The sequence below is a fragment of the Streptomyces sp. NPDC088350 genome (assembly GCF_044753545.1).
Classification (GTDB): Bacteria; Actinomycetota; Actinomycetes; order Streptomycetales; family Streptomycetaceae; genus Streptomyces.
Window position 1 is genome coordinate 192,580 of record NZ_JBIVNL010000004.1, and the last position, 26,471, is coordinate 219,050.

Below are 26,471 nucleotides of genomic sequence, written 5' to 3' on the forward strand. Positions count from 1 at the left end.
TTGCGCCACATCTACCGCTGCCCACTGCGCTGGGCGGACATGGACGCGTACGGCCACGTCAACAACGTGGTCTTCCTCCGCTACCTGGAGGAAGCCCGTATCGACTTCCTGTTCCGCCCGGAGAAGGACTTCAAGCAGGGCTCGGTCGTGGCGCGCCACGAGATCGACTACAAACGCCAGCTCGTCCACCGGCACCACCCGGTGGACATCGAACTGTGGGTCACGGAGATCAGGGCGGCGTCCTTCACCATCGCCTACGAGGTGAAGGACGGCGACCAGATCTACGTCCGCGCCGCCACGGTCATCGTGCCCTTCGACTTCGAGGCACAGCGCCCGCGCCGGATCACCGCCGAGGAACGGGAGTTCCTGGAGGAGTACCGGGACGACGAGGAGGAGGCCGTCGCCGCATGACGGTCCTCCACCTCGCCGACGAAGGGGAGACGGCGGATTTCGCGGCCTTCCTCTCCCGGCTGCTCCACTACGACCGCGGAGCGGCGGTCCGCCTCCAGGCGGCCGGCACGGCACTCGCCGTCTTCGGCCGTCCCCCGTCCTTCGAAGTCCTCGCCATCCGCGCGGTACGCCTCGCCAAGCCCTACGAGAACGGCCTCGACGTCACGCTCGACGTGACCGTCTCCGCCGGTGAACTCCTGGAACTGCTCGACGAGTCGGCGGCCACGGCCGGCGTACCGGCCGCCGTGACCGGCCCGCCGTGGGCCGGGGTACTGCCACCGCGCGGCGGCTGGACCCCCGAGACCGGCCTGCCGGAACCGCAGGCACTGAGCGGGATGATCGCGGCCGGAGTCGCCGAATTCCGGTCCCGCACCCAGGAGTTGACCCCCGAGGGCCGTACGCGCGCCGAACTCGACCGCATAGGGCGGGAGATCTGGTCCCGCACGGTCGGCGACACCTCGCTGCCGGTGCGTGCGGTCCACGCGGCCCACTCGCTCGGATTCCTGCGCCCCGGCGGCGAGTCGGGCCTCTTCTCGTCCGGCGCGTGGCTGCGCCTGCGCACCCCGTACGGCTCGATCGCCGTACGCAGGGCGGGAGTCGGCGCACTCGGTGTCAGCGTGCGCTGAGCGTGCTGCCGAACTCCCCGCACGGCAAAAGGTGTTCAGCCCGCCGTGTTCACCATCGAAGCGGCGGCATACGTCAGGTAGTTCCACAGGGTGTGCTCGTGCTCCTCGGACAGTCCGAGTTCGTCGACGGCGACCCGCATGTGCTTCAGCCACGCGTCGTGTGCGGCCTGGTCGACCTGGAAGGGGGCGTGGCGCATGCGCAGGCGCGGGTGGCCGCGGTTGTCGCTGTACGTCGTCGGTCCGCCCCAGTACTGCATCAGGAACAGCGTGAGACGCTCCTCGGCCGGGCCCAGGTCCTCCTCGGGGTACATGGGCTTCAGCAGCGGGTCCTCGGCGACGCCCTCGTAGAAACGGTGGACGAGCCGACGGAAGGTCTCCTCCCCGCCGACCTGCTCGTAGAAGGTCTGCTCCTGAAGCGTGCCGCGCCGAATCTCTTTCACGCTCCCATGGTCTCAGACGGGGTGACCCAGGACTCCGGACTTAGGACCGCTCGCCTCCCGCCCCCCACCGCAGGACAGTGGACGTATGACCGCGCACGCTCTCGACAAGGATCTGGACGCCGTCGCCGACTCCGCGCGGGCGGAGCTGGTGCGGGTGATCGCGGTGAGCGGGGCCTGGGACGCGGAGCCGGGGTGGCGGGCGGTGTTCGAGGCGGTGCCCCGGCATGTGTTCGTGCCGTACTACTACGTCGGTGTCGTAGGCGGATACGAGCGGCTCTGGCGGGACAGTCCCGACCCGCGCACCCGGGAGCGCTGGCTGCGCGGGGTGTACGCCGACGCGCCGCTGGCCACGCGGATGCGGGACGGGGAGTTGGTGTCGTCCAGCAGTCAACCCTCGTTGATGGCGCGGATGCTGGTCGAGCTGGGGGTGGAGGACGGCGACCGGGTGCTGGAGATCGGCGCCGGTACCGGTTACAACGCCGCGCTGCTCGCCCACCGGCTCGGCGACGACCTGGTGACCACCGTCGATCTGGAACCCGAGATCACCGAGTCCGCGCGCAGCCATCTCGCCGACGCCGGGTACCGTCCGGCCGTCGTCACCGGCGACGGCACCCGAGGAGTCCCGGAACAGGGCCCCTACGACCGGATCGTCGCGACCTGCGCCCTGCCGACGATCCCGCACGGCTGGCTCGCCCAGTGCAGCCCTGGTGCCCGCATCCTCGCCCCGCTCGCCACCGGTCTGATCGCGCTCACCGTGCGGGACGCGGAGCACGCCGAGGGCGCCTTCCTGAACACGGCCGCCTATTTCGTGCCGCTGCGTGGTGCCGAGCCCAGCCCGGCGGAGGAGATTCCGCACCGGGCCGGCGACCACGAACTCTTCCGCTTCCTGCTGACCCTCACCCACGGCAGCCTCGCACCGCAGGACGCGCGCGAGCTGTGGGAGCGCGAACTCCGGCCCGGCCGTGAGCGCTACGGCGTCACGGTCGCCGGCGGGCGGGTGTGGGCGTGGCTGGACGATCCGGAGGGGCCGTACACCTGGCCCCTCCGCTGACCGGTCCCGGTCTCAGCCGCGTCGTACGGTGATCGTCGTCCAGGCGCCGACGTGGACCCGGTCCCCGTCCTGCAGCGGCACCGGGACGAAGGGCTGGATCGGCTCCTCGCCGCCGTTGACCGTCGTACCGTTCGTCGAGTTCTGGTCGACGACCGCCCAGCTGCCGTCGGGCTGCTGGACCAGTACCGCGTGCTGGTGCGAGACGCCCGGGTCCTCCGGCGGGACCGACAGGTCGATGTCGGGGGACTCTCCGGTGGAGTGCCGGCGGCGGCCGATGGTGATCTGGTTGCCGATGAGCTGGCGCTGCTGCTCGGGGGAGTACGCGGGCAGGTTGAGACCCGCGGCCTCCGGGCCCGAGCGCTGCATCATCGCCATGAAGTACTCGCGGTCCGGGCCGATCGTCGCCAGCCAGGTCGTCGGCTGCTGCTGGTACGCCGGGCGGGGCGGGGGCGGGGCCTGGGTCGCACCGGGCTGCGGGTAGCCGTAGCCGCCACCGCCCTGACCGGGACCGCCGAGGCCCCCTGGGCCACCGGGACCGCCCGGGGAGCCGGGGGTCGGCGGGGAGATCACCCAGTCGTCGTCACCGCCGCCGAAGGACGGGCCGCCCTGCTGCGGACGGCTCGTCTCCTGCGGGAACCCGGGCGGGGCCGGGGGCGCGGACTGCTGGAACGCCTGCGGGGCACCGCTCGTCCGGCCGGGGCCCGCGGACGGGGTCGGGCCGGGCGGCGGCGGGATCGGCCGCGACGGGTCGGGGCCGAAGTTGGAGGGACCCTGCGGGTTCGGGGGCTCGTTGCCGAACGGTCCGGGCGGACCCTGCCGCTCACCGCCGAAGGCGCCGGGCCGGCCGCCGCCGAACTCGCCCTGGCCGGGGCGCTCGTTGCCGAACTGGCCGCCGGGACCGGGGGGTTGCTCGTTGCCGAACGGGCCGGGACGACCGGACGCCTCGTTGCCGAAGGTTGGGGGCGGGCCGGAAGGATCATTGCCGAACGGCCGCGAGGGGCCGCCCGGGTCGTTGCCACCGAAGGGCGCGGGACCTCCACCCGGACGTTCCGCACCGAAGCCCTGCGAGCCGCCGGGGCCGCCGCCTGGGCGTTCCCCGCCGAAGCCTTGCGACCCCTGGCCACCAGGACCACCGGGTCCGCCCTGGCGTTCCCCGCCGAAGCCCTGTGGGCCGCCGGGGCCTCCGGGCCCGCCTTGCCGCTCGTTGCCGAAGCCCTGTGCGCCCGGGCCGCCGGGACCACCAGCGCCGCCGGGGCCGCCCTGCCGCTCGCCACCGAAGCCTTGCGCGCCCGGGCCGCCCTGACGCTCACCGCCGAAGCCCTGCGCCCCCTGACCGCCGGGGCCACCGGGTCCGCCCTGGCGTTCCCCGCCGAAGCCCTGTGGGCCGCCGGGGCCACCGGGCCCGCCTTGCCGCTCGTTGCCGAAGCCCTGTGCGCCCGGGCCGCCGGGACCACCAGCGCCGCCGGGACCGCCCTGACGCTCGCCGCCGAAACCTTGGCGCTCGCCGCCGAAGCCACCAGGGCCACCGAGACCGTTCGGCCCGCCAGGCCCTCCTGGCCCGCCAGTCGCACCGGGACCACCCTGCGTACCGGGCGCACCGGACCGGCCCGTCGGCTCGCCGCCGAACGGGGGTATCGGCTCCGCCGGGCGGTTCACCTGCGAGGGGCGCGAACCCTGGTACTCGTAGGAGTCACCGCCGAACGTCGGACCGGGCGGCGGCTGCTGGAAGCGGGCCGCCGGGCTCGGGCCGGGGTTCGAGGGGCGCGGGGCGGCCGGGGTGTACGAGGTCGCCGTGTTCGTGAGGAAGTTCCACCGGCACTCCTCGCAGAACGGCGCGCCGCCCTCGCGGGGCGTGCGGCACTGCGGGCAGAGCTCCGCCTCGGCGGACGGGTTCGGCCGGCCGCCGGGCGCGGGCGGCGGGAAGCCGTAGCCGCCGCCGGGGGGCGGGGGAGGGGGCGGGGGTACGGTACCGGCCAAGCGGTGACCGCAGACCTCGCACCAGTCGTCGGAACCCGACTGGTGTCCGTTCGGGCAGGTCGGCATGTCGGCGCGTCCCCCTTTCTCACAGGGTCAGGCTTGGTCGAACCAGGTCGTTACGGCTAGGTCACTTCTTTACACGAACAGTCTTTGTGGACCGTGTCTCGAGAGTCATCTCGTCGGCCTCCGCGACCTTCGCCTTCAGTCGCACAGTACCCGCCGCGGCATCGACCACGTCCACCACCTTCGCAAGCAGTTTCGCAGTATCCGCGTTTCCGGAGACGCTGGCGAGCTGAACGGCCCGTCCCAGTTTGGCCGTTGCTCCATCGATGTCGCCTGATTTGCGGAGATCGAGACCTTGTTGGATGACTTGCGCCAGTTCGGCCTGGCCGGTGTAGTGGGCGACCTGGGGGTTGATGGACGTGGACGCCACCATGTCGTCGGTCCACACGGCCTTCACCAGGCCCTGGGCGCCCAGGTTCTGGGTGCTTCCGTCGGGCTGCGGGACGACCAGGGAGACCCGGGCGGCGAGCATCTCCTGGCCGATGCCGGCCTCGGGGACCTCGACGCACACGTGGTAGTCGCGGGACTCGTCCCCCCAGGATCCGGTGGGGTAGTCCCCGGCGCGCGGGCCCGCCTCGGTGCGGCGGTCGGTCAACTCCTCGACCCTGGGCGCGACTTGCTTGACGAACTTGATGGCGGTGCCCACCGGCGTCCACAGCCGCAGCGCGACGTCCGCGACCTCCTTGCCCATCGCCGTCTCCATCATCTGCGTGAAGTCGGCGGCGAGGTTCGCCGGGTCGGCGACGATGTCGGCGGTGCCGAGCAGCGCGGAGGCGATCCCTGTGACTTCTTTCACTTCCCAGTCGGTGCCGACGCCCCGCGCGTCACAGGTGAAACGTCCGGCGCAGGAGTCGAGGGCGGCCTTCAGGTCCTCCGGCGCCTCGTGCTCGTTGCGGCCGTCGGTGAGCACGATGCCGTGGCGTATGGAGACCTCCGCCGAGGACAGCAGCCGGTCGGCGAGCCGCAGCCAGGTGCCGATGGCCGTGCCGCCGCCCGCGCTCAGCTTGCGCAGCGCCTGCTTGGCCTGGTCGCGGGTCCGGGAGTCGGCGACCGCGAGTCTGCCGCCGCCCGGATAGACCTCCTTGGCGACATGCGTGCCGCCGATCACCGCGAAGTGCACCCCGTCGCGCAGGGTGTCGATCGCGGCGGCCGTGGCGTCCCGGGCGTTGCGCATCTTGGTCGGCGGGTAGTCCATCGACCCCGAACAGTCGACCATGATCGCCACGGCCGCGTCCGGGCCCTGACCGGCCGAGTACAGATGGGGTGCCGCGACCGGGCTCCCGATGGTGCCGCCGCCGGTCGAGGTCACCGTGACGATCGCGTTGACCTCGCGACCGCCCTCCGGCAGGTACTCGTTCTGGTACACGTCGACCGAGAACTGTGGCACGTTCGACTTCGAGAAATTGGCCATGCTCGCTCTGATCCCCCTCAAGTACCCCACCTGAATGGGGTGATAACTGTGTGCGGACCGGTCCCCACCGGTCCGAGGCCGCCCCCGTTTGATACGGCCTCAGCCGGATACTGCCCCCTGCGGCGGGGCCGGGAACGGCACGACGGCCACTGTTACGTTGTCGTGGCCCCCGCCGTCCAGCGCGTGGCCGACCAGAACCTGGGCGCTGTGCAGCGGGCGGAGCGCGGCGTCGAGGGGGACGACCTCGGCCATCTCCTCGGCGGACTCCGCGTAGTTCCACAGACCGTCCGTGCACACCACCACTACACCCGGCCGGTCCGGCTTGAAGGAAGCGGTGTGCGGCTCCAGTTCGTACGCGTCCGCGCCGAGCCAGCCGGTGATCGCGTGGGCGCGCTCGTCGGCGTAGGCCTCCGCCTCACTCATCAGGCCCGCGGCGACCATCTGCGCGGCCCACGAGTCGTCCTCGGTGAGCCGGGCCGGCGGTGAACTGCGGTCCACCGGGATCCAGTAGGCGCGGCTGTCGCCGACCCAGCCGATGACGAGCAGGGTCGGGGTGACGACGGAGCCGACCAGGGTGCAGGCCGGCGCGTTCTGGTGCGGGGCGTGCTCGCGGGCCGTCGCGGGCTCCTCGGCAAGGGAGTTGACCGCGTGCGAGGCCGCCACGATCGCCTCGTGCATCGCCGCCTGCGGATGCGCGCCCTGCGGCAGCGCGGCCAGCAGCGCCTCACCGGCCTGCCGCGAAGCGGCCAGTGACGCCGCGTCGGGCCGCGTCGCCGAGGACACCCCGTCGCACACGATCGCGACCAGCGCGGGCGCCCCGTCGGGCAGCACACACTGTCCTACGGCGAAGGCGTCCTCGTTGCGGTGGTGGCGCAGCCCCCGGTCGCTGACCGCCGCGAGCGGGCCCAACTCCTGTTCCATGTGGTCGCGTTCGCGGGGCTGGGCGTGCCCGCAGTTCTCGCAGTAGCCGTCCGGGTCCACCCGGCCCGACCGGCAGGCCACGCACACCTTGGTGCCCTCGGCCGGCGTCGGCAGGTCGGCGGCGACCCGCGGGTCCGGCGCCTGGAGGGGGTACTCGTCGGGCTCCGGCGGCCGGTCGAACCGTACGCCCGTGGCCGGGGAGACGGGTGAACCGGACGGCGGGAGCGGGGCGTTGGACGGCAGCGGGATGCCGCCGGAGTCCGTGCCGGGCAGGTCCGTCGGCAGATGGACCGTCGGCGGGCTCTCGGGGCCCTCCGGCTGGGGTACCACGGGCCAGTCCACGTCCGCGGCCTCCTCGGGCGGGAGCGGCACCACGCCGTTCATGGTGAGCGTCGGACGGTCGTCCGGCGGCGCGGGCACGGCGGACAGGTCGTATCCGCACGCACCGCAGAAGCGGTCGCCCGACTCGAGCGGCTCCTCGCAGCTCGGACACGTCGACAAGGCCTTCGGCTGGGGCATCTGCGACATCAACTACACCCACGTCCGGGGGCGGTAACGGTTGGCACGTTCCACCAGGTCGATCCTCTCCTCGCCGCCCCGCGCCAGCCGGGCCAGCGTGCGGTACGAACGCTCCAGGCCGAAGCGGAGTCCCCGCTCGTCCAGCTCGCTGCCGAGCAGCTCCCGCCGCGTAGGCGGCACGGAACCCTGGCCTCCGGAGAGTATCCAGTCGAGGGCGCAGCCGAGGACCTCGGCCGACAACCGCTCGCGCCGGACCGCGTCCAGACCGTATCCCTCCAGCGCTTCCACCTGCCCGGCGGCGGCCGTCAGATCGTCCAGGAACGGCGTGTCGCCGGCCGTCGCGGTCCGCTGCCGAAGCCGCGCCCGTACGGCGGCCACGCGCGCGGCCGTGTAGTGGATCGACGCCTCCGGCACCGACTCCAGCGTCCGTACGGCGCCCTGCCGGTCGCCGGTCGCGAGCTGGACGCGGGCCAGGCCGAACGCCGCGCTCACATAGCTCGGGTCGGTCGACCACACCAGGCGGTAGTACTCGGCCGCGTTGTCCAGCTGCCCCAGCACCTCCGCGCACAGGCCGAGCGCCAGCTTCGGCGCGGGCTCGCCCGGGAAGGCGTCGTAGATCGCGTCGAAGGACAGCGCGGCGGCCTCGTGGTCGCGGGTCGCCAGCGCGGACACGCCCCGGTACCAGACCACCCGCCAGTCGTCGGGCCGTTCGTCCTCCAGCTTCGCCAGGGCGTCCAGCGCGGTGTACGAGTCGCCGTTCTCCAGCCAGGCGCGGATCTGCCGCAGCCGGGTCTCCACGGACGGCGAGGGCGCGGACGCGAGGGCGCCGAGCAGTTCGGTCGCCGCGGTCGCCATCAGGCCCGCCAGGAAGCCCGCGTTGGGATCCGTCGGGTCGACGTGCGGGACGGGCAGGGCGAGCGCGACCGCGGGGGCCTCGACCGCCTTCACGATGCTCGGGGCGCTGCCGTTCAGGGCGTCCGCCGCGGCGGGCAGTGAGGTGGCGGCGGACAGACGTGCGGCGGGGAGCGCCGTGGACGCCACGGGCTTCTTCCCCGGCCGCGTCGCGCGCACCCCCAGCCGCGACACGTCCCCGTCCAGGGTCGGCACCAACTCCGTGTCCGTGACCTTCAGTTCGGGTCCGAAGAGAGTCGAAAGGGACGGGCGGGCCCGGCCGGTCTGCAGGGAGACGACCTCCCGCAGGACGCCCGTGAGCTGCTCGGCCATCTCCTGCGCGGAGGCGAACCGGCGGGCCGGATCGGGGTCGGTGGCGCGGACCAGGAGCCGGTAGAACGACTCGTAGCGGCGGAAGACCTCGATGTTGTCGGGGTCGGGCAGGGAGTCCACGAAGACGTTCGTGTAGCCCTGGAAGTCGAAGGTCATGACCGCGAGGGTGCGGGCGACCGTGTACAGGTCGCTCGCCACCGACGGGCCGACCTCCGCGACCTCGGGCGCCTGATAGCCGACCGTGCCGTAGATGGCCGACTCGTCGTCGTCCATTCTGCGCACCGCGCCCATGTCGATCAGCTTGAGCTGGTCCTCGGTCTGGATCGCGTTGTCGACCTTGAAGTCGCAGTACAGCAGGTTGCGGCTGTGCAGATGGCCGAGCGCCTCCAGGGCCTCGATGCCGTACGCGCAGGCCTGCTCCACCGGCAGCGGATCGCGCTTCCCGTCCGCCGTACGACGGTCGTTGGCGATCTCCTTGAGGGACTTGCCGCCGACGTACTCCATGACGATGTACCCGTCCAGCGAACCCGTCCGCTGGTCCAGGTGCTCCACGAAGTTGTAGATCCGCACGATGTTGGCGTGCTCGATCTCGGCGAGGAAGCGCCGCTCGGAGATCGCGGCGGCCATCGCGTCCTGGTCGCCGGTGTCGAGGAGGCCCTTGAGGACCACCCAGCGGTCGGAGACCGCGCGGTCCACGGCGAGGTAGACCCAGCCGAGACCGCCGTGCGCCAGACAGCCCACGACCTCGTACTGCCCGTGCACGACGTCACCGGCGGCCAGCTTGGGCGAGAACGAGTACGGGTTGCCGCACTTGGTGCAGAAGCCCTCCGTGCGCCCCGGGCTGTCGCCGCGGGACCGCCCCACCGGCGCCCCGCAGTCCGAGCGCGAGCAGAACCGCTTGCGCTCGGGCACCTCCGGGTTCTCCAGGACCATCTCGCGCGGGTCGGGCCGCGGCACCCCCGGCACCTGCACCAGGCCGACCCCGAGCCGGCCGCGGCTGGAGGTCCCCGACGACGAACCGGAGCTGCGCACCGACACCGAGCGGCTGGAGGACCGGCCCGACACCGAGCGCGAGAGCCGTCCCGACACCGAGCGCCGTGACTTCGCCGACTGCGACGACGTACGCGAACTGCGGCTGCTGGGACGGGAACCGCTCCCCGAACCCCGCGAGCCCCTGCCGCCGCCGGTCGTCCCGGTGGGCGGCGAGCCGATCGCGCCCTTCGCCGACACCACCGGCGCCAGACCGCACGTGTCGCAGTACAGCTCGCCGCCGCCCACGTCCTCGTACGAGCCCTCGCAGCCGGGCCGTTGACACTTCCGCTGTGCCTCACTCATGACCGACCCCGCTTCTCCCTCGTCACTCACGCGCCCGGCCCCCTCTGGTCCTCGGGACCGCCCTGCGGCTGCCGCGGAGCGCCGAACTGCTCGGCGGCGGCGTGCTGGTAGCGCAGCACCGCCTGCTCGGCGACGCGCAGGTCGCAGGGCGCGCTCCACAGCATGCGGCGCGCCGCGTCGTACCGCTCGATCAGCAGCGGGTCCTCCGCGAGGCCGTGCCGGGCGACCTTCGCCTTGTACGCGTCGAGGCGGCCACGCAGCTCCGCGCGGACCGCCAGCGGCTGGGTGACCGCGGTCAACGACTCGCGGGCGCGCAGCAGTTCGTCCTCCGCCTTCTGCTCCAGGGACTCCAGGAGCGGGGACAGCCGGTGCCACTGGGCGTGTCTGCGGTACTCGGCGGCCGTCGACAACTGCTCCTGGAGCACGGTCGGCGGTCCGCTGACGACCGGCACCTCCGTGGCGGCGATCTTCGCTAGGACCTCACCGCGCGCGGTGCGCGCCTCGGCGAGCGTACGGTCCGCGCGGGAGAGCACGTCCCGCAGCTTCACCAGCCGCGCCTCCGCGTCCTGCCGGACGGTGAGCACGGCGTCGATCTCGCGGCGCACGTCCTCCAGGGCGCGCGCCTCCCGGTCGTAGACCGTGGTGTCCGGCCGGCCGCCGCCGGGGGCCGAACTGCCCTGCGCCCGCACCCAGAAGGCCAGCGGGTCGGAGATGACCCGCTCGCGCAGTTCGGTCAGGGTGCTGGTGATGCGCTCCAGGTCGTCGCCCGCCGGGTGTTCGCCGGGGCGGACGCCGACGGAGTGGGCGAGCTGCCGGGTGCGCTGCAACTCCGCGGCCAGTAAATCGATTCGCGCGGGCAGCGCCGACCACACCGCGTCGGACGTGACGACCATGTCGAGCGAGGTCGCGTACAGGTCGTTCATCTCGTCGACCAGCGCGCTCAGCGAGAACTGGTGGCTCAGCTTGCTCGAACCACCCGTCAGCGTCGGGGCGTTGGCGGTCGCCGTGGTGGAACCGGCGACCGTGACGGACTCGCCGCGCAGCAGCTCGGTCAGCTCGACCAGGTCCTCACGGCTGGACCAGCGGCGCCGGGAGCGGATGCTCTGGGCGGCGCGGAACGCGTCCGTGTACGCGTCGAAGTACGCCCACAGCAGCGTGATCGACGCCTCCGCGGACGCCCAGCGCTCCTTGGTCGTGCCGGTCAGCTCGGCGCCTTCGAGGAGTCTGCGGCCCGCGTGGTCCTGCAGGGCGAGGAGCGAGGTCTCGATGGCCTCGTGCTCCGCGCCGAGCCGCGCCAGCGCACGGTCCACCTCGTCCCGGTCCATTACCGGCCCGGGGGGTCCCGTGACGCCCATCGATCACCTCTCGCTGCGTTGTGTTCCGTCGTGGTCCGTGTCGTCCGGTAGTTGATGGACCGTCACTTGTAGTGCGGCGTGGGCGGGTTGGCCGACTCCGAGTCCTTACCCAGGGTGGGCAGCAACCATTTCGTGTAGGACGCGCGCCAGCCGTCGGCGCTGGTGCGGTACGTCTCCAGTATTCGGTTGACCCGCTGCACCAGATCGGTGGCGTCCTTGTTCATGGCCACGCCGTAGTACTCGGTGGTGAAGGTGGTGCCCTTCAGCTCCACCGTCGGGTCCTGCGCGGCCTGGCTGGCGGCGAGCGCGCCGTCGGTCACCACCGCGTCCGCCTGGCCGAGCTGGAGCCGCACCAGGCAGTCCAGCTGGTTGGGGACGGTGTCCTTGATGTCGACGCTGGCGGGCAGCTTGCCGGCCGTCTTGTCCGCGTCCAGCCGGTCGTACGCCGTGGAGCCGGCCGCCGAGCAGACCCGCTTGCCGGCCAGTGTTCCGTTGTAGCCCGTGATGGTCGACGCCTTCGGGGCGAGGACCTGCTGGCCGGTGAGGAAGTACGGGGCGGAGAAGGCGACGTCCTTGAGGCGGGAGCAGTTGATCGTCATGGTGCGGACCACCATGTCGACGCGCTTGCCCTGGATCGCCGGGATGCGCTCGTTGGTCGGAATGGCCAGGAACTGGATGCTCTGGTCGGTGTAGGAGCCGCCGAAGATGTTCTTGGCGATGGCCGTGGCGAGGTCGATGTCGAAGCCCTCCAGGCCGCCCGAGGCGCTGTTCGGGTTGCGGTAGCCCCAGCGGTAGCTGTTCTGGTCGACGCCCACCCGCAGGACACCGCGGGCCTTGATGGCCTTGATCGTGTCGCCCTCGGCGTCCGACGGGGACGGGCTCAGGTTCTGGGCGGTGGTGTCCGTGCAGTCGTCGGCCTTGGCCTGGGTGCCCTGCACCGTCCGCTGTCCGCCGGGGCTGTCACCGGCCTCGCCGCGCGACTGGGTGAGCGGCAGCAGCAGGACGAACGCGACCGCGAGGACACAGACGACCGCCATGGCGCCCACCCCGCCCCAGCCCTTCAGGCTGGCCCGCAAGCGGCGCACAGCGCTCGGGCGGCGAAAAAAGTCACTGCGTGCTCGCATCGTCACGCCCCCTTTCACCGGTACTCCGACAGCCTGCGCCCGATGCCCAGTACGGCGCCGGCCGCGCCGAGCACCGCGAGCACCGCGGCGCCGGCGGTGAGGCCGGTCATCGCGTCCAGGCCGTCACTCGCGGACCGCCTGAACTCGTTCGTCTCGTGCTGCAGCGCCGTCTCCAGCGAGGCGTCCACGGCCTTGAAGCACTCGCCCGTCGCGTCGCTCTTGCCGATGACACCGTCGCGGGCCTCCTGGTAACGGCCCGCGTCGTTGTTCTCGCTGACCTTCTTGTGACGGGATATCCACACCGTCATGGAGCTGTTGGCGACCGCGACGGGCTTGCGGCCCGCGGAGTCGTCGGCGAGCGAGTCGGCCTGCTTCAGGCCCTTGCCCAGCTTGGCGATCTCCTGGTCGTACGCCCAGTCGTAGGCGTCCATGACCGTGCCGTCGGCGAGTTGGTGGGTCTCGGCGCCCCGGCTGACCAGGGTGAGGTTCTCGTCGCTGCGCGCCTTCAGGGAGGCGATGCGGGCGTCGTGCAACACGTTGAGCGATCTGACCCCGTGGTCGTAGGAGGCGTTGAGGCCCGCGCGGGCGACGGTGTGGCCGACGACCAGCCAGAGCAGGACGACCGCGGTGGTGGCGGAGGCGGCGACCAGGCCGTGGTTCAGGACCCGGTTCGTGCGCTGGTAGTTGCGCCGCTGGGCCCAGGCCAGGCCGCCGAGCGCGAGGAGCCCGAGGGCGATCGCGAACCACGGGTACGGCGTCGCGTTCCCGTAGTCGGCGCTCAGCCGCTCGTTCTCCTTCGTGTAGAGGTCCTCGGCCTTCGGGAGCATCTGCTTCTGCATGGTGTCGTTCGCGGCGCGCAGATAGGCGCCGCCCACCGGGAAGCCCTGCCGGTTGTTGGCGCGGGCCGACTCGACCAGGCCCTTGTACTCCGGCAGGAGTTCGTTGAGCTGTCTGATGGTGGTCGCGGACGACGAGCCCGGGTCCGTGTTGGCGGCGGCCGTGACGAGCTTCGCGGCGGCCGTCCTGATGTCCGCCTCGTACTGGTCGCGGGTCGCCTGGGTCTCCTGGAGGCCCGCCAGATAGCCGCTGGCCGCCATGGTGTTGGCGTCGGCGAGCGAGCGGTAGATGTCCGCCGCGTCCGAGCTGAGCGGCTGGCTGTGGTGGAGCACGTCGCCCGCGGCCGTCGCCCGGCTGTTGGTCTGCCAGGCGGTGACCGCGCCGAACGCGACCACGAGCACGGCCAGCAGCGCGCCGATGGCCCGCAGCCGGCCCGGCTCGGTGGTGGCCGCCGCGCGCAGCCGGTCGACACCCTCGGCGAGCGCCGTACGGCGCGCGGGTGCCGTGTCCGGCGTGCGCCGGGGCGCGGGCGCCCCCGACCGGCTCGGCTGCGGCGGCAGCACCGGCATCGTGGGCGCGCCGGAGCCCGGTGGCGCCGTGCTGCTCTTCGGCGGTTGTGTCACTGTTGACCTCCCCCAGGGTCATCCCGTCGCCGCAAGTATCGCCGCCAGGACTGACATTCCGCACCGGTCTTCACTGGATCTTGATCGGATCGCAGCGCGGCGACCGGATTTCCGGCACCACACAACGCCCCGCACCACCCCCCTGTCCATGAATACGCCGTGGGAATCTGTTCGGTTCCCGGGCGTCAGTGCTCGTAGTGGGCCCGCGCCCTGGCGTGCGCCTCGGCCGGTGCGCCCACATGATCCAGGCCCAGCAGGACGGACCCGAGGACCGGCCGCGCGGTGACGACCGTCGCCACCGCCTTGGGCGCCCGAGCGGCCAGCAACTCCCTTATACGGTCGTCCAGTTGAGGGTGCCGGGCGGCGAGGATGCTGCCGCCGAGCAGCACCGGCGCCTCCTCGTCGAGCAGGTCGAGCCGGGTCAGCGCGACCGTGGCCATCGCCACGACCTCCTCCGCCAGCCGGTCGACGATCGAGCGGGCGACCGGGTCGCCGTCCACCGCCGTCGCGAACAGCACCGGCGTCAGCTCGTGCCGGCGGTGGTGCGCGACGTGTTCGAAGTGCAGGGCCTCGATCAGGTCGTACATCGAGTCCAGGCCGAAGTACGCCGGGAGCGTACGCGCCAGGGCCGTGGGACCGCCGCGGCCGTCCTCGGCGCGGGCCGCGTGCCACAGGGCCTCCTCCGCCAGGCCCCAACCGCCGCCCCAGTCACCGGAGATACGGCCCAGCGCCGGGAAGCGGGCGGTGCGGCCGTCGGGGCGCATGCCGGCGCAGTTGATGCCGGCCCCGCAGACCACGGCGACGCCGCGCGGCTCGCGGATGCCCGCGCGCAGCACCGCGAACGTGTCGTTGCGGACCTCCGCGCTCGTGCCCCACGCGCGCGCGTGCAGCGCGGTCGCCAACTGCCGCTCCTCCACGGGGAAGTCGGCGTTGGCGAGACAGGCCGACACATGGTCGACCGCGCTCACGCCCGCGTCCGCGAAGGCGCGGGCGACGGCTTCCCCGAGGGCGTCCACGGCCGTGTCGATGCCCACGACCGGGGGCCGGAACCCGCCGCCGCGGGCCGTGGCGAGGATCTCTCCGTCGGCCGCCACGACCGCGACGTCGGTCTTGCTGTTGCCCGCGTCGATGGCGAGGACACTTGCGGTCAGGCCCACGCGAGGTGCTCCCGGTTGTGCGCGATCAGCTGGTCGGTCAGGGCTTCGGCGTACTCGTACTGGCCGATCAGGGGATGCGAGAGCAGCGCCCGGAACACCCGGTCCCGGCCGCCGCGCAGCGCGGCCTCCAGGGCGAGGTCCTCGTACGCCGTCACATTGGCCGTCAACCCCGCGTACAGCGGGTCGACTTCGGCCACGGCAAGCGGGGTCGGACCCTTCGCGCCGATCGCCGCCTGCACCTCGATGACGGCGTCGTCCGGCAGGAACGGCAGCGTCCCCCTGTTGTACGTGTTCACCACCTGGTAGGGACTCCCGCCCCCGCCGAGCAGCGCGGCGGCCAGGTCGACGGCGGCCTCGGAGTAATAGGCGCCCCCGCGCTTGGCGAGCAGCGCGGGCTTCTCGTCGAGGGCCGGGTCGGCGTACATCTTCAGCAACTCGCGTTCCATCTCCGCCACTTGGGAGGCCCGCGACGGCTTCGTACGGAGTTCCCGTACGACCTCGTCGTGCGCGTAGAAGTAGCGCAGGTAGTACGATGGGACGACGCCGAGCCGGTCGAGCAGCACCCGGGGCAGGCTCAGGTCGGCGGCGATGTCGTCGCCGAACTCGCCGAGCAGCTTGGGCAGGACGTTCTCGCCCTCGGGACCGCCGAGCCGCACACCGGTCTCCCAGGTGAGGTGGTTGAGGCCCACATGGTCGAGGTGCACATCGTTCGCGGTGACCCCGAGGAGCCCGGCGAACTTCCGCTGGAAGCCGATCGCCACGTTGCACAGCCCGACCGCCTTGTGGCCGGCCTGGAGCAGGGCGCGGGTGACGATCCCCACCGGGTTGGTGAAGTCGATGATCCAGGCGTCCGGGTTCGTACGGCGGACCCGTTCCGCGATGTCGAGGACCACCGGTACGGTCCGCAGCGCCTTGGCGAGGCCGCCCGCGCCGGTCGTCTCCTGGCCGACACAGCCGCACTCCAGGGGCCAGGTCTCGTCCTGCTCCCGGGCCGCCTGCCCGCCGACGCGGAGCTGGAGCAGCACCGCGTCGGCGCCCTCGACGCCGGCGTCCAGGTCGGACGTCGTGACGATCCTGCCGGGGTGCCCCTGCTTGGCGAAGATGCGGCGGGCCAACCCGCCCACCAGCTCCAGGCGTTCGGGCGCCGGGTCGACGAGGACCAGTTCCTCGACGGGCAGGGTGTCCCTCAACCGGGCGAAGCCGTCGATGAGTTCGGGTGTGTAGGTCGAGCCTCCGCCGACCACGGTGAGTTTCATACGTGGTTTAACCCTTCACTCCGGTGAGCGTGACGCCCTCGACGAACGCCTTCTGCGCGAAGAAGAACACGAGGATCACGGGGGCCATGACCAGCACGGTCGCGGCCATGGTGAGGTTCCAGTCGGTGTGGTGCGCGCCCTTGAACGACTCCAGGCCGTAACTCAGCGTCCAGGCACCGGGGTTCTCGGACGCGTAGATCTGCGGCCCGAAGTAGTCGTTCCAGGCGTAGAAGAACTGGAAGAGCGCGACGGCCGCGATGCCCGGCTTGGCCATCGGCAGGACGACCCGCAGGAGCGTCTTGAACTCGCCGCAGCCGTCGACCCTCGCCGCGTCCAGGTACTCGTTCGGGATGGTCATCAGGAACTGGCGCAGGAGGAAGATCGAGAACGCGTCCCCGAACGCCATCGGGATGATCAGCGGCCACAGGGTGCCCGAGAGGTCCAACTGCTTCGCCCAGAACAGGTACATGGGGATGATGACGACCTGCGGCGGCAGCATCATCATCGAGATGACCAGCATCAGGGACAGATTCCGGCCCCGGAAGCGGAACTTGGCGAGCGCGTACGCCACCGGGATCGACGACACGACGGTCAGGACGGTGCCGAGACCGGCGTAGATCAGCGTGTTCTTCCACCAGGTGAGGAAGCCCGGGGTGTCGAACACCTTGCGGTAGTTGCCCCACTCCCAGGTGTGCGGGATCAGGTCGCGGCTGAGGGCCTGGCTGTCGCTCATCAGCGAGGTCAGGAACACGAACACGAAGGGGAGCGTGAAGAAGAGGGCCGCGGCGACGCCGAGCGAGTGGACCGCGACCCACTCCATGAGCGCCTTGCGGCGGGCGACGCGCTCGGCGGGGGTCACCGGCGCCCGCAACTCCAGGGGCTTGTCCAGTACTTGGGCCATCGGTCAGTCACCTGCCAGGTTGAGGCCGCCCCGGCGCCGCATCAGGAACGCGGTGAACACCATCGACAGGGCGAACAGGACGAGTGCCACCACGCAGGCCGAGCCGTAGTCGAAGCGCTGGAAGCCGAGGTTGTAGACGAGCTGGGGAAGGGTGAGCGTGGACTTCTCCGGGTAGCCGGGCTCGAACTGCGTGCCCGCGCCCTGGATCACGCCGGAGGCGACCTTCCCGGCGATGAGGGGCTGTGTGTAGTACTGCATGGTCTGGATCACGCCGGTGACGACGGCGAACATCACGATCGGCGAGATGTTCGGGAGCGTGACGTACCGGAACCGCTGCCAGGCCGAGGCGCCGTCCAACTCGGCCGCCTCGTACTGCTCTTGGGGCACGTCGAGCAGCGCGGCCATGAAGATGACCATGAGGTCGCCGATGCCCCAGAGGGCGAGCAGGGTGAGGGCCGGCTTGGACCAGGTGGGGTCGTTGAACCAGCCCGGGGCCGGGATGCCGACCTTCTCCAGGATCGAATTGACCGGCCCGGTACCGGGGTTGAGGAGGAACGCGAACGCCATCGTGGCCGCGACCGGCGGGGCGAGATACGGCAGGTAGAAGAGCGTACGGAACACGCCCGTCGCCGTCTTGATCTTCGTGATCAACAGCCCGACGCCGAGGCCGAACACGACCCGGAGCGAGACCATCACCACGACCAGCCACAGGGTGTTGCGCATCGCGGGCCAGAAGTACGGATAGTTCTTGAAGACGTACGTCCAGTTCTTCGTCCCCACCCACGTCGGCGGCTTGAAACCGTCGTAGTGCATGAACGAGAAATAGACCGTCGAGATCAGCGGATACGCGAAGAAGACCGCGAAGCCGATCAGCCAGGGCGACATGAAGGCGAGTGTGCGCAGTGCCTGTTTCCGCTGCTTCGCGGCGAGGCCGGACCTGCGGCGCTTCGACACCAGGGTAATCGTGCTCATCCCGCTGCTACTTCGCCTGCGCGATGTCGGTGTCGATCTGCTTGGCCGTGCTCTTCAGGGCCGAGTCGAGGTTCGTGACCCTGCCGCTCTCGTAGTCGTAGCCGAGGTTCTGGATCGTCGTCAGATACACACCGCCGTTGATGGAGGCGGGACTTGTCGTCGAGTACTGGTTCGAGGCGATGTCCAGGAACGTCTTGAAGCGCGGGTCGTACTTCAGCTTGGGCGACTTGAGGGCGGCCAGCGTGGAGGGCACGTTGTGGATGCCGTTGGAGAAGTTCACCACCGCGTCCGTGTCCGTGGTGATGTACTTGACGAACTCCCAGGCGGCGTTCTGCTTCTTGCTGTTGGCGGCGATACCGGCGATCGTGCCGGTGATGTAGCCCTTGCCGTACTGGGCGACCTGGTCGTCCGGGACGGGCAGCGGGGCGACGCCGATGTCCAGCTTGGGATTGGCCGCCGCGGCCATGCCGAGCCGCCACTCGCCGTCGAGCTGCATCGCGACCTGGCCGGTGTGGAAGGGGTGCTTGTCGCCCCACTCGTCACCGAGCGTGGAGCGGTAGCTCTCCAGCTTCTTGAAACCGCCGAGTTCGTCGACGAGCTTCTTCTGGAGGGTGAAACCGGCCTTGAACGCGGGGTCCGTGGCGAGCGCCGACTTTCCGCTCGTGTCGAAGTACGTCGGCGAGAACTGCGCGAAGATGTGCTCGGTCGTGGTCTCCCAGCCGTGGTAGTCCGGCATGAACCCGAGCTGGGAGTACGTGTCGCCCTTGCTGATCGTCAACTTCTTGGCGTCGGCCTCGAATTCGGACCACGTCTTGGGCGGGCTGGTGATGCCGGCCTTCTTGAACTCCGTCTTGTTGTAGTAGAGCCCGTACGCGTCGCCCAGCAGGGGCGCGGTGCAGCGGTTGCCGTCGAACTGGGTGTACTCGTTCATCGCCTTCGGGAACGTCGCCTCCGCGTCGATGCCGTCCTTCTTGAAGAAGGGGTTGAGATCGACCAGGGCGCCCGACGAACAGAACTTGCCGACGTTGTTCGTGGTGAACGACGAGATCACGTCCGGTGCCTTGTCGCCGCCGGTGCGCAGCGCCTGGTTGATCTTGTCGTCGGTCATGTTGCCGACGACGTTCACATGGATGTTGGGGTGCGCCTTCTCGAAGCCGGCGACCAGCGACTTCACGGCACTCAGTTCGGAGGCGGCGCTCCAGGCGTGCCAGAAGTTGATGGTGACGTCCTTCGAGGCGTCGTCTGAGGCGCCGGAAGAGGACTGGCCGGTACAGGCGGTCGCGAGGAGGGCGATGGAGGCGGAGGCGGCGAGGGCGGTGGCCGCTTTCCGGGATATTCCGGGCATGGTGAGGTCTCCCAAGGGCGGGGCGGGGTGGATGCGAGGAGGGGGAGGGGTGGTGCGAGGGGGGAGTACGGGGGTGCGGGAGTCAGCGCGAGGTGTCGAAGACCTCGTCGCGGGTGGTTGCCAGCGCGCTCTCCAACGCGCCGCGCAGCACGGGGTGTTCATGGACGTCGCCGACGACGAGCCGGGGCCGCGACGCCGCCAGCTCCTCCAACTCGGCCTGGACGAGGGCGCGCAGGGGTTCGCCGCCCGCGGTCAGCGATCCACCGCTGAGGACGACGAGTTCGGGGTCGAGCACGGAGACGAGCGAGGCGAGACCGGTCGCGAGGTGGGTCGCGTAGATCTCCAGGAGCTGCCGCTGGGGCCCACCGGTGTGGTCGGCGGCGGTGGCGACGAGGGCGGCGGCGACCTCGGCGTAGGGACCCGTCGGGATCTCGGTGATGCCGAGTTCGCGGGCGAGTTGGGGCAGGGCCTGCGAGCCCGCCAGTGCCTGGTAACCACCGCTGTTGGCCTTGGTCACCTGGCGGACCAGGGGTGCGCCCGGCACCGGCAGGAAGCCGACCTCGCCCGCGCCGCCGGTCCAGCCGCGGTGCAGCCGGCCGCCGAGGACCAGGGCGGCGCCGAGACCGCCCTCGTTCCACAGCAGCACGAAGTCGCCGTGCCCGCGGGCCGCGCCGAGCCGCTGCTCGGCGATGGCGACGAGGTTGACGTCGTTCTCGTACTCCACCGGCATCGGCAGCGCGGCGGCGAGTTCGTCGAGGAGGGCGGGGGAGTGCCAGCCGGGCAGGTGCGAGGCGTAGCGCAGCCGGCCGGTGTTCGGGTCGAAGGCGCCGGGGGTGCCGATGACGAGGCGGTGGATGTCGTCGCGAGCGAGCCCGGCGGCTTTCACCGCACCGTCGAGGGCATCCGTCACCTGCCGTACGACGGGCTGGGCGGGGCGGCGGCCGGGAGTGAGCAGTTCGAACTCGCCCACCGTGCGGCCGGTGACGTCGGCGACGGCGGCGCGGATGCGTTCCGGCGTGACGTCGAGCCCGGCGGCGTGGGCGGCGCCCGGATTGACCACGTACAGCTGGGCGTTGGGGCCGGGCCGCCCCTCGCTGGTCCCGGTGGCGAGGACGAGCCCCGCCGCTTCGAGCCGGGCGAGCAGCTGGGAGGCGGTCGGCTTGGAGAGGCCGGTGAGCTTGCCGATCCGGGTACGGGACAGCGGGCCGTGCTCCAGGAGGAGATCGAGGGCGGCGCGGTCGTTCATGGCGCGCAGGACGCGGGGAGTGCCCGGGGTACCGGAGGTTCCTGCCATGTCGTACGCCACCTGCCTCTCTGGCTTTCGAACTACCCAGCGTGTCATGTGATCACTGTTAGGAAAGTTTCCTATTGGGTGGGAGGAACGTAAGCCCGGGGCGAAGGGGGCGTCAATAGAGACCGCCCCCGAGGCAACAGACTCGTTACCTGCGGGGGCGGTGGGGGCGTGCTGGTGTTACCCGGCGCGTCCTACTGGACGTCGATGTAGTCACCGGCGGCCGTGGCCGCGCCGGTGGTGGAGGTGCCGGCGAAGACGTAGCGGAAGTAACCGTCCTTGGACGCCTTCACGGTCGTCTTCAGCGCGCCACCGATGCCGGAGGTGACCGTCTTCACCGTGGTGTAGGTACTCGAACCCTTGGCCCGGAACTGCAGCGTGGCCGGCTGCGAGACGTACCCGGAGTACTTGCCGGTCTCCCAGTTCGCCCGCGTCAGCGCGCCGGTGACCGTGATGGTCCTGCCCTTCTTCACCGGCTCCGGCGAGGCGTTGGCGGTGACCTTGGCGGCGCGCTGCACCTTGACCTTGCCCTTGTTGCCCCAGGCCGCGAAGTCGGAGGACGCGCTGATCTTGTCGTCCGAGTCGTCGAGGTCGTAGGAGGAGCGGACGTAGAAACCGGCGACGCTCCAGGTGGTCGCGTCGGCGGCCTCGTACAGGCTGTCCTCCGGGTCGACCGTGATCGTGTCGGAGCAGGACTCGGTGACCGTGGTGTCCGTCGTGGCGGTCGTCGTGCAGGTCGGCGCGAGGGTGCCCTCGATGTCGTTGTCCATGCCGGCGAGTCCGCCGCGGTAGAGCATGATCCCCGCGAACGTCGTCTTGTTGTCGATGACCAGGTCCGACGGCCGCGTCAGCGTGTACGTGACGGGCACCTTCACCGCCGCGGTCGTCCCTACGACGATCGCCTTCCCCTTGTTGACCGTCACACCGGCGAACACCAGATCCGGCGTCGCGGCCTGCGCGAGCGGCGCGGCGAGACCGGTCAGGGCCAGGGCGCCGGTCAGGGCGGCGCAGATGGCGAGTTTCCTCATTCTTGTCCCCACATTCGAAACGGACCCCTGGGCGTTGCGCTCCAGAACAAGGGCCCGTCGTGGGGCGACCTTAAGCATGAGGAGGCTGCGATGAAAATGAGAACAAGCTGTGAAGGTAATCGCGTCACGGGTTTATCACGATGGGCAAAGCCGCAGGTGGGAGCGGGTGGCGGGGATTCGGCTGATCTGCCGGAATTGCGATGCCTGTTGGGCGCGTTTCGGCCCCGCCGGCCCCCTTCCCGAGGCCGATTCGTGATGTGGACGGACCGGGCCTGCCAGCCGCCTCACAGATTCCTGACTTTTGATCAACCCCGTTTACGGGACATGGGGAACGGTGAGCGGGGTGCGGGCATGAGCGTGTTGGCCGAGTGCCGGCGGGAGACGGTGGGCGTGCTCGCCGTCAACGTCGTATGGGCTGTCGCGACACGGCCGTCGCTACGGCGACGAGCCCGCGCGGCGGGCATTCCTCTCACCCCGGACGTCCTCGCCCGCCGCCAGACACGCCAACTCCGCGTGCTACGGCCCTCCGTGGGCTGGTCCGACCGGATGCGCACGGAGTTGAAGGCGTCGGACCGCGCGTCCGTCACGGCGGAGAAGGGGCGCGAGGAGCTGTGGTTCCACTGGCGCCCGGGTCGCCGTAGGCACACGGTCTGGGGCTCGATCACCTTCGACGAGTCTTCGGGGACGGTCGTGCTGGACCTGCGCGAGGGGGCGGCCTATACGGGTGTCTCGGGGTTGCGGCGGGGGGCGTCCTTCGTCGCGCTGTGTCAAATCGCCGGGAAGTTGGGGCTGGTGGAGGGCGAGAGCCGGGGGTGAGGGTGTGGAGTGGGTGCGCGTCGGTCAGCGCAGGGCCGCGGTGAACTTCGTCCAGGTGGTGGGGGTCAGGCGGAGTATCGGGGCGTCGGGGGTTTTGGGGAGTTGGGCCGTCTTCACCAGGTGCTGCAACTGCGCGCGCATCACCTCGGGGCCGTCGACCTGCTGTCGATTTCGACTCCTCCAGCCCGTAGAACTCGCACAGCACCCGGATGTCGGGGGCCCGCGTGGCGAACGGTTGCCGAGTCCGTGCCCGGTGGGCGACACGGACCAGTTCGGGCGGGGATTACCGCTGGTCGGAGCCCTGTCCCAGCGCTGGGGATGGGAGCCCCGCTCGATCGGCAAGACCGTCTGTGCGGAGTGGGTGCTCGGGCCCGAGCCGGTGGCTGTCAATCCGCTCCCGGGTGTGAGGGAGGGGCAAACAGCCCACCCACCACCCCTCTCCACAGGCCGGGGTCTTTTCTAACCGCTCAACGAGTCAGACAACGGTTAGTTCAGCCCCCGGCTTCCGGCACACCCCCACTCGCTGACCCACCCACCGGCCGTCGGCTGACTGGCAGTGCTTCACTGGCCGCGCGGCGACAATGAGTGGGAGCACGGGTGAGCGAGCAGTCCTGGTACGGAGTCCGGTGTGTGTTCCGGCATCGCGAACTCGGGGTCTATGAGGAGCGGGTGACCCTGTGGCGGGCCCGGTCACTCGACGAGGCGATCGGGCGTGGGGAGGTGGAGGCGCGTGAGTACTGCGCGGACCTCGACAGCGTCGAGTACGTCGGGTTCGGTGAGGCGTACCGGATGGACGGCGAGCCGGGAGAAGGGGCCGAGGTGTTCTCCCTCATGCGGGAGAGCGGGTTGCCGACGGGTGGCTATGTGGGGCGGTTCTTCGCTACGGGGGCGGAGCGGACCGGAGAGTGAGGCGCACTCGTGGCCTCGACGTCAGCTCTCAAGGAAGGGCGTCGTGTCCAGAGTGGGGTACGGAGCCGGCAGCGGGAGGGGCTCGCCCAGGTCCACCTTCGACTCGGCGTCGTAGAACGCCTCGGTGGGGTCGTCGCCAGGGAGGACAGGCGTGGTGTAGCAGTGGGCCGTCTTCGTGTTGCGGTTGATCAGGACGTAGACCGGGACTCCGGCAGCCGCGTAGGCGCGGAGTTTCGGGCCGGTGTCCGTCTCGTGATTGGTGGAGGTCACTTCGCCGACCAGGGCGATCATGTCGATGGGGTACCAGCCCTTGTGGGTCCTGCGGTAGGACTCGTCGAGTTCGCTGGGCCTGCGACGACGGACGTAGAAGTCCGGGATGAGCAGGGACATCGTGATGCCGTCCTTGTGGGCCGCTCGGTAGCCGTTGCCCATGCCCACCAGGCGGTGTCCGGCGACACGGAACTGGAAGAACAGTTCCCCTGAGCCGTCGTTGTGATTGTCGTTCGGTGCCGGTGGCACGATGGCCATCCCCTCGACGTACTCGGGTCGAATCGGCGTCGCCGACGCCTTCTCGATCGCGATCAGCAGATCGATGGGGTCCTGTTGCGGCACGTCCTGCTGCGTCATGACCGGCTCCATGATGGGTTCGGCGCTCATCGATGCTTCTCCCTCGTCACGCTGCTGCCAGGCTACGCCCGTGCTGGGTGCCCCGGCAGAACTGTGGGCCGTCCGGTGGGCCTGTGACCTGGGATTCCACACGCATTCACTCGAACGAGTGTGCTGAACCGTTCCGCCCGCCCCCGTCCCCGTACACCCCTCCCGTACGCCCCCTACAACTACCGCGTCCCCGGCCGCTGCGAGGAAATAGGCGAAGTGGCCGCCACCTGAGGCGAGTCCGAGTTCGAGTACACCGACGGCGCCGCGACCGACTCCGTCGGGTCCGACTGGTCGTCGACCGGGTTCGCCGTCGCGCCGCCGACGATGCGGATGTTCGCCTCGTCGAAGGCGCGCTTGACGCGCCAGCGGAGTTCGCGTTCGACGCCGACCGACTTGCCCGGCATGGTCTTGGCGGAGAGGCGGACGACCATCGAGTCGATGAGGACGCTGTCGAGGCCGAGGACCTCGATGGGGCCCCAGAGCAGCTCGTTCCAGGGTTCCTCCTTGCTCATCTTCTCCGTGACCGCGTCGAGCGTGGCCTTCACCCGGTCCAGGTTCTCGGAGGCCTTGACGGTGACGTCGACGCCTGCCGTGGCCCAGCCCTGGGACAGGTTGCCGATGCGCTTGACCTCGCCGTTGCGGACGTACCAGATCTCGCCGTTGTCCCCGCGCAGCTTGGTCACGCGCAGGCCGACCTCGATGACCTCGCCGGAGGCGACGCCCGCGTCGATCTGGTCGCCGACGCCGTACTGGTCCTCCAGGATCATGAAGACGCCGGAGAGGAAGTCCGTGACGAGGTTGCGGGCGCCGAAGCCGATCGCGACGCCCGCGACACCGGCGGAGGCCAGCAGCGGGGCCAGGTTGATCTCGAACGTGCCCAGGACCATCAGCGCGGCTGTGCCCAGGATCACGAAGGACGCCACCGAGCGGAGGACGGAACCGATCGCCTGCGAGCGCTGGCGGCGGCGTTCCGCGTTGACCAGGAGACCGCCGAGCGCCGTGCCGTCCACCGACTCGACCGTACGGTTCATCCGGTCTATCAGCTTGGTGATCGCCCGCCGCACCGTCATTCTCAGCACCGCCGCGATCACCAGGATCAGCAGCACCCTGAGACCTATCGCCAGCCAGGTGGACCAGTTCTGCTCCACCCAGCTGGCGGCGTTGGTCGCGCTCTCCTGGGCGTCCTGGAGAGTGGGTACGGTCACCGTGGTCTCCGAGGGGCTCGGAGACGGCGACGGCGAAGCGGCGGCCAGTAGGACGGCGGACAAGGACACGGCAGGTACCTCCAGGTGCTGCGTCTGCCTCCGGCATGGTCCGACGGGGGAAAGGTCACGAATAGGTCACCGGGAGGGCAGGCCCACCACACTATCGGGGCAACGCGTGAGGATCGTTGCCGAGTTCACGGGAGAGGCCGTGCTCAGCGGGGAAAGAACAGGTGGGACGAACCCGCGGTCGTCCCGGGGATGAATCACATGTGGTCGAAAACACTCCCAGCCCGTTACCGGGACATGGTGGCGCTTCCACCAGGCATGAGGGGAGACTGACTACAGATCGTCCCGGCGCGAGCCACGCGCCGCCGACGCACAAGGAGGCATCCGTGCCGCATGTCCTGGTCCTCAACGCGTCGTACGAGCCACTCGGCGTCGTACCGCTCCGCCGCGCGCTCGTCCTCGTCCTGGAGAACAAGGCTGTCTCCCTTGAGGAATCCGGCGCCTATATGCACAGCGCAACCGTCACAGTCCCCGCACCCAGCGTGGTCCGGCTCAAGCGATTCGTGCGGGTTCCCTATCGGGGGCCCGTTCCTCTCACCCGGCGGGCGCTCTTCGCGCGCGACGGGGGCCGGTGCATGTACTGCGGTGGCGTCGCAACCAGCGTCGACCATGTCATTCCGCGCAGCCGCGGGGGCAAGCACGTCTGGGACAACGTGGTGGCGTCCTGCCGCCGCTGCAACCACGTGAAGGCCGACCGACACCTCTTCGAGATCGGCTGGCGGCTGCGCCACAAACCCGCCCCACCCACCGGCCTGGCCTGGCGCATCATCGGGACAGGTCATAGGGACCCGCGCTGGCTGCCGTACTTGCAGCCGTACGGCGCGGAGGACGCGATGGCCCGGATCGACGGCATCTCCGCCTGACGATCCGGGCCTTTGTGTACCCCCTGTACGGCGCTGTCCCCTGTACGGC

The 26,471-nt window shown here is 70.7% G+C and carries 23 protein-coding genes; 6 read left to right on the forward strand and 17 right to left on the reverse strand.

Annotated features, from left to right (window positions below; genetic code table 11):
• Positions 1-411, forward strand: coding sequence for an acyl-CoA thioesterase (locus ACIQBL_RS14720; protein WP_401941121.1), 411 nt, complete (start codon positions 1-3; stop codon positions 409-411).
• Positions 408-1,076 (forward strand): hypothetical protein, encoded by a 669-nt coding sequence (locus tag ACIQBL_RS14725; RefSeq protein ID WP_401941123.1) that lies wholly within the window; start codon positions 408-410, stop codon positions 1,074-1,076. Before ACIQBL_RS14720 ends, ACIQBL_RS14725 begins: the two co-directional genes overlap by 4 nt.
• 35 nt (positions 1,077-1,111) lie before the next feature.
• On the opposite strand, the gene ACIQBL_RS14730 is transcribed toward ACIQBL_RS14725, so the two are convergent.
• Positions 1,112-1,516, reverse strand: a complete 405-nt coding sequence (locus tag ACIQBL_RS14730; protein ID WP_401941125.1) for a globin — start codon at positions 1,514-1,516, stop codon at positions 1,112-1,114.
• 85 nt (positions 1,517-1,601) lie between these two features.
• Here ACIQBL_RS14730 and ACIQBL_RS14735 point away from each other — a divergent pair, with 85 nt between their 5' ends.
• On the forward strand, positions 1,602-2,567 hold the full coding sequence (locus ACIQBL_RS14735; RefSeq protein ID WP_401941127.1) for a methyltransferase domain-containing protein: 966 nt from the start codon (positions 1,602-1,604) through the stop codon (positions 2,565-2,567).
• 12 nt (positions 2,568-2,579) lie between these two features.
• On the opposite strand, the gene ACIQBL_RS14740 is transcribed toward ACIQBL_RS14735, so the two are convergent.
• The 14 genes from ACIQBL_RS14740 to ACIQBL_RS14805 form a co-directional block, all read right to left on the reverse strand.
• Complete coding sequence (locus ACIQBL_RS14740) at positions 2,580-4,610, reverse strand: FHA domain-containing protein (RefSeq protein ID WP_401941129.1); 2,031 nt, start codon at positions 4,608-4,610, stop codon at positions 2,580-2,582.
• A 61-nt stretch (positions 4,611-4,671) separates the two neighbouring features.
• Positions 4,672-6,018, reverse strand: coding sequence for a VWA domain-containing protein (locus ACIQBL_RS14745; RefSeq protein WP_401941131.1), 1,347 nt, complete (start codon positions 6,016-6,018; stop codon positions 4,672-4,674).
• 99 nt (positions 6,019-6,117) lie between these two features.
• On the reverse strand, positions 6,118-7,470 hold the full coding sequence (locus ACIQBL_RS14750) for a PP2C family serine/threonine-protein phosphatase (RefSeq protein ID WP_401941134.1): 1,353 nt from the start codon (positions 7,468-7,470) through the stop codon (positions 6,118-6,120).
• Positions 7,471-10,017, reverse strand: coding sequence for a tetratricopeptide repeat protein (locus tag ACIQBL_RS14755; RefSeq protein WP_401941136.1), 2,547 nt, complete (start codon positions 10,015-10,017; stop codon positions 7,471-7,473).
• Between the two features lie 26 nt (positions 10,018-10,043).
• On the reverse strand, positions 10,044-11,372 hold the full coding sequence (locus ACIQBL_RS14760) for a hypothetical protein (RefSeq protein WP_401941139.1): 1,329 nt from the start codon (positions 11,370-11,372) through the stop codon (positions 10,044-10,046).
• 62 nt (positions 11,373-11,434) lie between these two features.
• Positions 11,435-12,496 carry a glutamate ABC transporter substrate-binding protein gene (locus ACIQBL_RS14765; protein WP_401941141.1) on the reverse strand — a complete coding sequence of 354 codons (1,062 nt, stop codon included), beginning with the start codon at positions 12,494-12,496 and terminating at the stop codon, positions 11,435-11,437.
• Positions 12,497-12,510: 14 nt separating this feature from the next.
• Complete coding sequence (locus ACIQBL_RS14770; RefSeq protein ID WP_401941143.1) at positions 12,511-13,956, reverse strand: hypothetical protein; 1,446 nt, start codon at positions 13,954-13,956, stop codon at positions 12,511-12,513.
• Positions 13,957-14,141: 185 nt separating this feature from the next.
• Positions 14,142-15,113, reverse strand: a complete 972-nt coding sequence (locus ACIQBL_RS14775) for an N-acetylglucosamine kinase (RefSeq protein WP_401941145.1) — start codon at positions 15,111-15,113, stop codon at positions 14,142-14,144.
• Positions 15,104-16,369: a 6-phospho-beta-glucosidase gene (locus tag ACIQBL_RS14780; RefSeq protein ID WP_401941148.1), complete on the reverse strand. Its 1,266-nt coding sequence runs from the start codon at positions 16,367-16,369 to the stop codon at positions 15,104-15,106. Before ACIQBL_RS14780 ends, ACIQBL_RS14775 begins: the two co-directional genes overlap by 10 nt.
• Before the next feature lie 7 nt (positions 16,370-16,376).
• A complete protein-coding gene (locus tag ACIQBL_RS14785) occupies positions 16,377-17,270 on the reverse strand; it encodes a carbohydrate ABC transporter permease (protein WP_401941150.1) in 894 nt (297 codons plus the stop codon).
• 3 nt (positions 17,271-17,273) lie between these two features.
• Positions 17,274-18,242, reverse strand: coding sequence for a carbohydrate ABC transporter permease (locus ACIQBL_RS14790; RefSeq protein WP_401941152.1), 969 nt, complete (start codon positions 18,240-18,242; stop codon positions 17,274-17,276).
• A gap of 7 nt (positions 18,243-18,249) precedes the next feature.
• Positions 18,250-19,587, reverse strand: coding sequence for an ABC transporter substrate-binding protein (locus ACIQBL_RS14795; RefSeq protein WP_401941153.1), 1,338 nt, complete (start codon positions 19,585-19,587; stop codon positions 18,250-18,252).
• 82 nt (positions 19,588-19,669) lie between these two features.
• Positions 19,670-20,881 carry an ROK family protein gene (locus ACIQBL_RS14800; RefSeq protein ID WP_401941156.1) on the reverse strand — a complete coding sequence of 404 codons (1,212 nt, stop codon included), beginning with the start codon at positions 20,879-20,881 and terminating at the stop codon, positions 19,670-19,672.
• Positions 20,882-21,072: 191 nt separating this feature from the next.
• Positions 21,073-21,906, reverse strand: a complete 834-nt coding sequence (locus ACIQBL_RS14805) for a hypothetical protein (RefSeq protein ID WP_401941159.1) — start codon at positions 21,904-21,906, stop codon at positions 21,073-21,075.
• 351 nt (positions 21,907-22,257) lie between these two features.
• On the opposite strand from ACIQBL_RS14805, the gene ACIQBL_RS14810 reads away from it, so the two are divergent.
• Together ACIQBL_RS14810 and ACIQBL_RS14815 are read left to right on the forward strand one after the other, a co-directional pair.
• The gene (locus tag ACIQBL_RS14810; protein ID WP_401941162.1) at positions 22,258-22,722 is read left to right on the forward strand and encodes a hypothetical protein; all 465 of its coding nucleotides are present in this window, start codon (positions 22,258-22,260) and stop codon (positions 22,720-22,722) included.
• Positions 22,723-23,319: 597 nt separating this feature from the next.
• Positions 23,320-23,631: a hypothetical protein gene (locus ACIQBL_RS14815; RefSeq protein WP_401941165.1), complete on the forward strand. Its 312-nt coding sequence runs from the start codon at positions 23,320-23,322 to the stop codon at positions 23,629-23,631.
• A 21-nt stretch (positions 23,632-23,652) separates the two neighbouring features.
• On the opposite strand, the gene ACIQBL_RS14820 is transcribed toward ACIQBL_RS14815, so the two are convergent.
• A complete protein-coding gene (locus ACIQBL_RS14820) occupies positions 23,653-24,288 on the reverse strand; it encodes a Uma2 family endonuclease (RefSeq protein WP_401941168.1) in 636 nt (211 codons plus the stop codon).
• Between the two features lie 179 nt (positions 24,289-24,467).
• Positions 24,468-25,562, reverse strand: coding sequence for a mechanosensitive ion channel family protein (locus ACIQBL_RS14825; RefSeq protein ID WP_401941170.1), 1,095 nt, complete (start codon positions 25,560-25,562; stop codon positions 24,468-24,470).
• Between the two features lie 323 nt (positions 25,563-25,885).
• Between ACIQBL_RS14825 and ACIQBL_RS14830 the strand changes: the two genes are divergently transcribed.
• Positions 25,886-26,422 (forward strand): HNH endonuclease, encoded by a 537-nt coding sequence (locus ACIQBL_RS14830; RefSeq protein ID WP_356017467.1) that lies wholly within the window; start codon positions 25,886-25,888, stop codon positions 26,420-26,422.
• The last annotated feature ends 49 nt before the right edge of the window (positions 26,423-26,471 follow it).

Bases quoted from the DNA above. Each gene is read 5' to 3' on its own strand.
- ACIQBL_RS14765 (WP_401941141.1), bottom strand. From the start codon at position 12,496: ATGCGAGCACGCAGTGACTTTTTTCGCCGCCCGAGCGCTGTGCGCCGC.
- ACIQBL_RS14820 (WP_401941168.1), bottom strand. From the start codon at position 24,288: ATGAGCGCCGAACCCATCATGGAGCCGGTCATGACGCAGCAGGACGTG.
- ACIQBL_RS14735 (WP_401941127.1), top strand. From the start codon at position 1,602: ATGACCGCGCACGCTCTCGACAAGGATCTGGACGCCGTCGCCGACTCC.
- ACIQBL_RS14740 (WP_401941129.1), bottom strand. From the start codon at position 4,610: ATGCCGACCTGCCCGAACGGACACCAGTCGGGTTCCGACGACTGGTGC.
- ACIQBL_RS14760 (WP_401941139.1), bottom strand. From the start codon at position 11,372: ATGGGCGTCACGGGACCCCCCGGGCCGGTAATGGACCGGGACGAGGTG.
- ACIQBL_RS14785 (WP_401941150.1), bottom strand. From the start codon at position 17,270: ATGGCCCAAGTACTGGACAAGCCCCTGGAGTTGCGGGCGCCGGTGACC.
- ACIQBL_RS14780 (WP_401941148.1), bottom strand. From the start codon at position 16,369: ATGAAACTCACCGTGGTCGGCGGAGGCTCGACCTACACACCCGAACTC.
- ACIQBL_RS14800 (WP_401941156.1), bottom strand. From the start codon at position 20,881: ATGGCAGGAACCTCCGGTACCCCGGGCACTCCCCGCGTCCTGCGCGCC.
- ACIQBL_RS14795 (WP_401941153.1), bottom strand. From the start codon at position 19,587: ATGCCCGGAATATCCCGGAAAGCGGCCACCGCCCTCGCCGCCTCCGCC.
- ACIQBL_RS14755 (WP_401941136.1), bottom strand. From the start codon at position 10,017: ATGAGTGAGGCACAGCGGAAGTGTCAACGGCCCGGCTGCGAGGGCTCG.
- ACIQBL_RS14805 (WP_401941159.1), bottom strand. From the start codon at position 21,906: ATGAGGAAACTCGCCATCTGCGCCGCCCTGACCGGCGCCCTGGCCCTG.
- ACIQBL_RS14810 (WP_401941162.1), top strand. From the start codon at position 22,258: ATGAGCGTGTTGGCCGAGTGCCGGCGGGAGACGGTGGGCGTGCTCGCC.
- ACIQBL_RS14725 (WP_401941123.1), top strand. From the start codon at position 408: ATGACGGTCCTCCACCTCGCCGACGAAGGGGAGACGGCGGATTTCGCG.
- ACIQBL_RS14745 (WP_401941131.1), bottom strand. From the start codon at position 6,018: ATGGCCAATTTCTCGAAGTCGAACGTGCCACAGTTCTCGGTCGACGTG.
- ACIQBL_RS14790 (WP_401941152.1), bottom strand. From the start codon at position 18,242: ATGAGCACGATTACCCTGGTGTCGAAGCGCCGCAGGTCCGGCCTCGCC.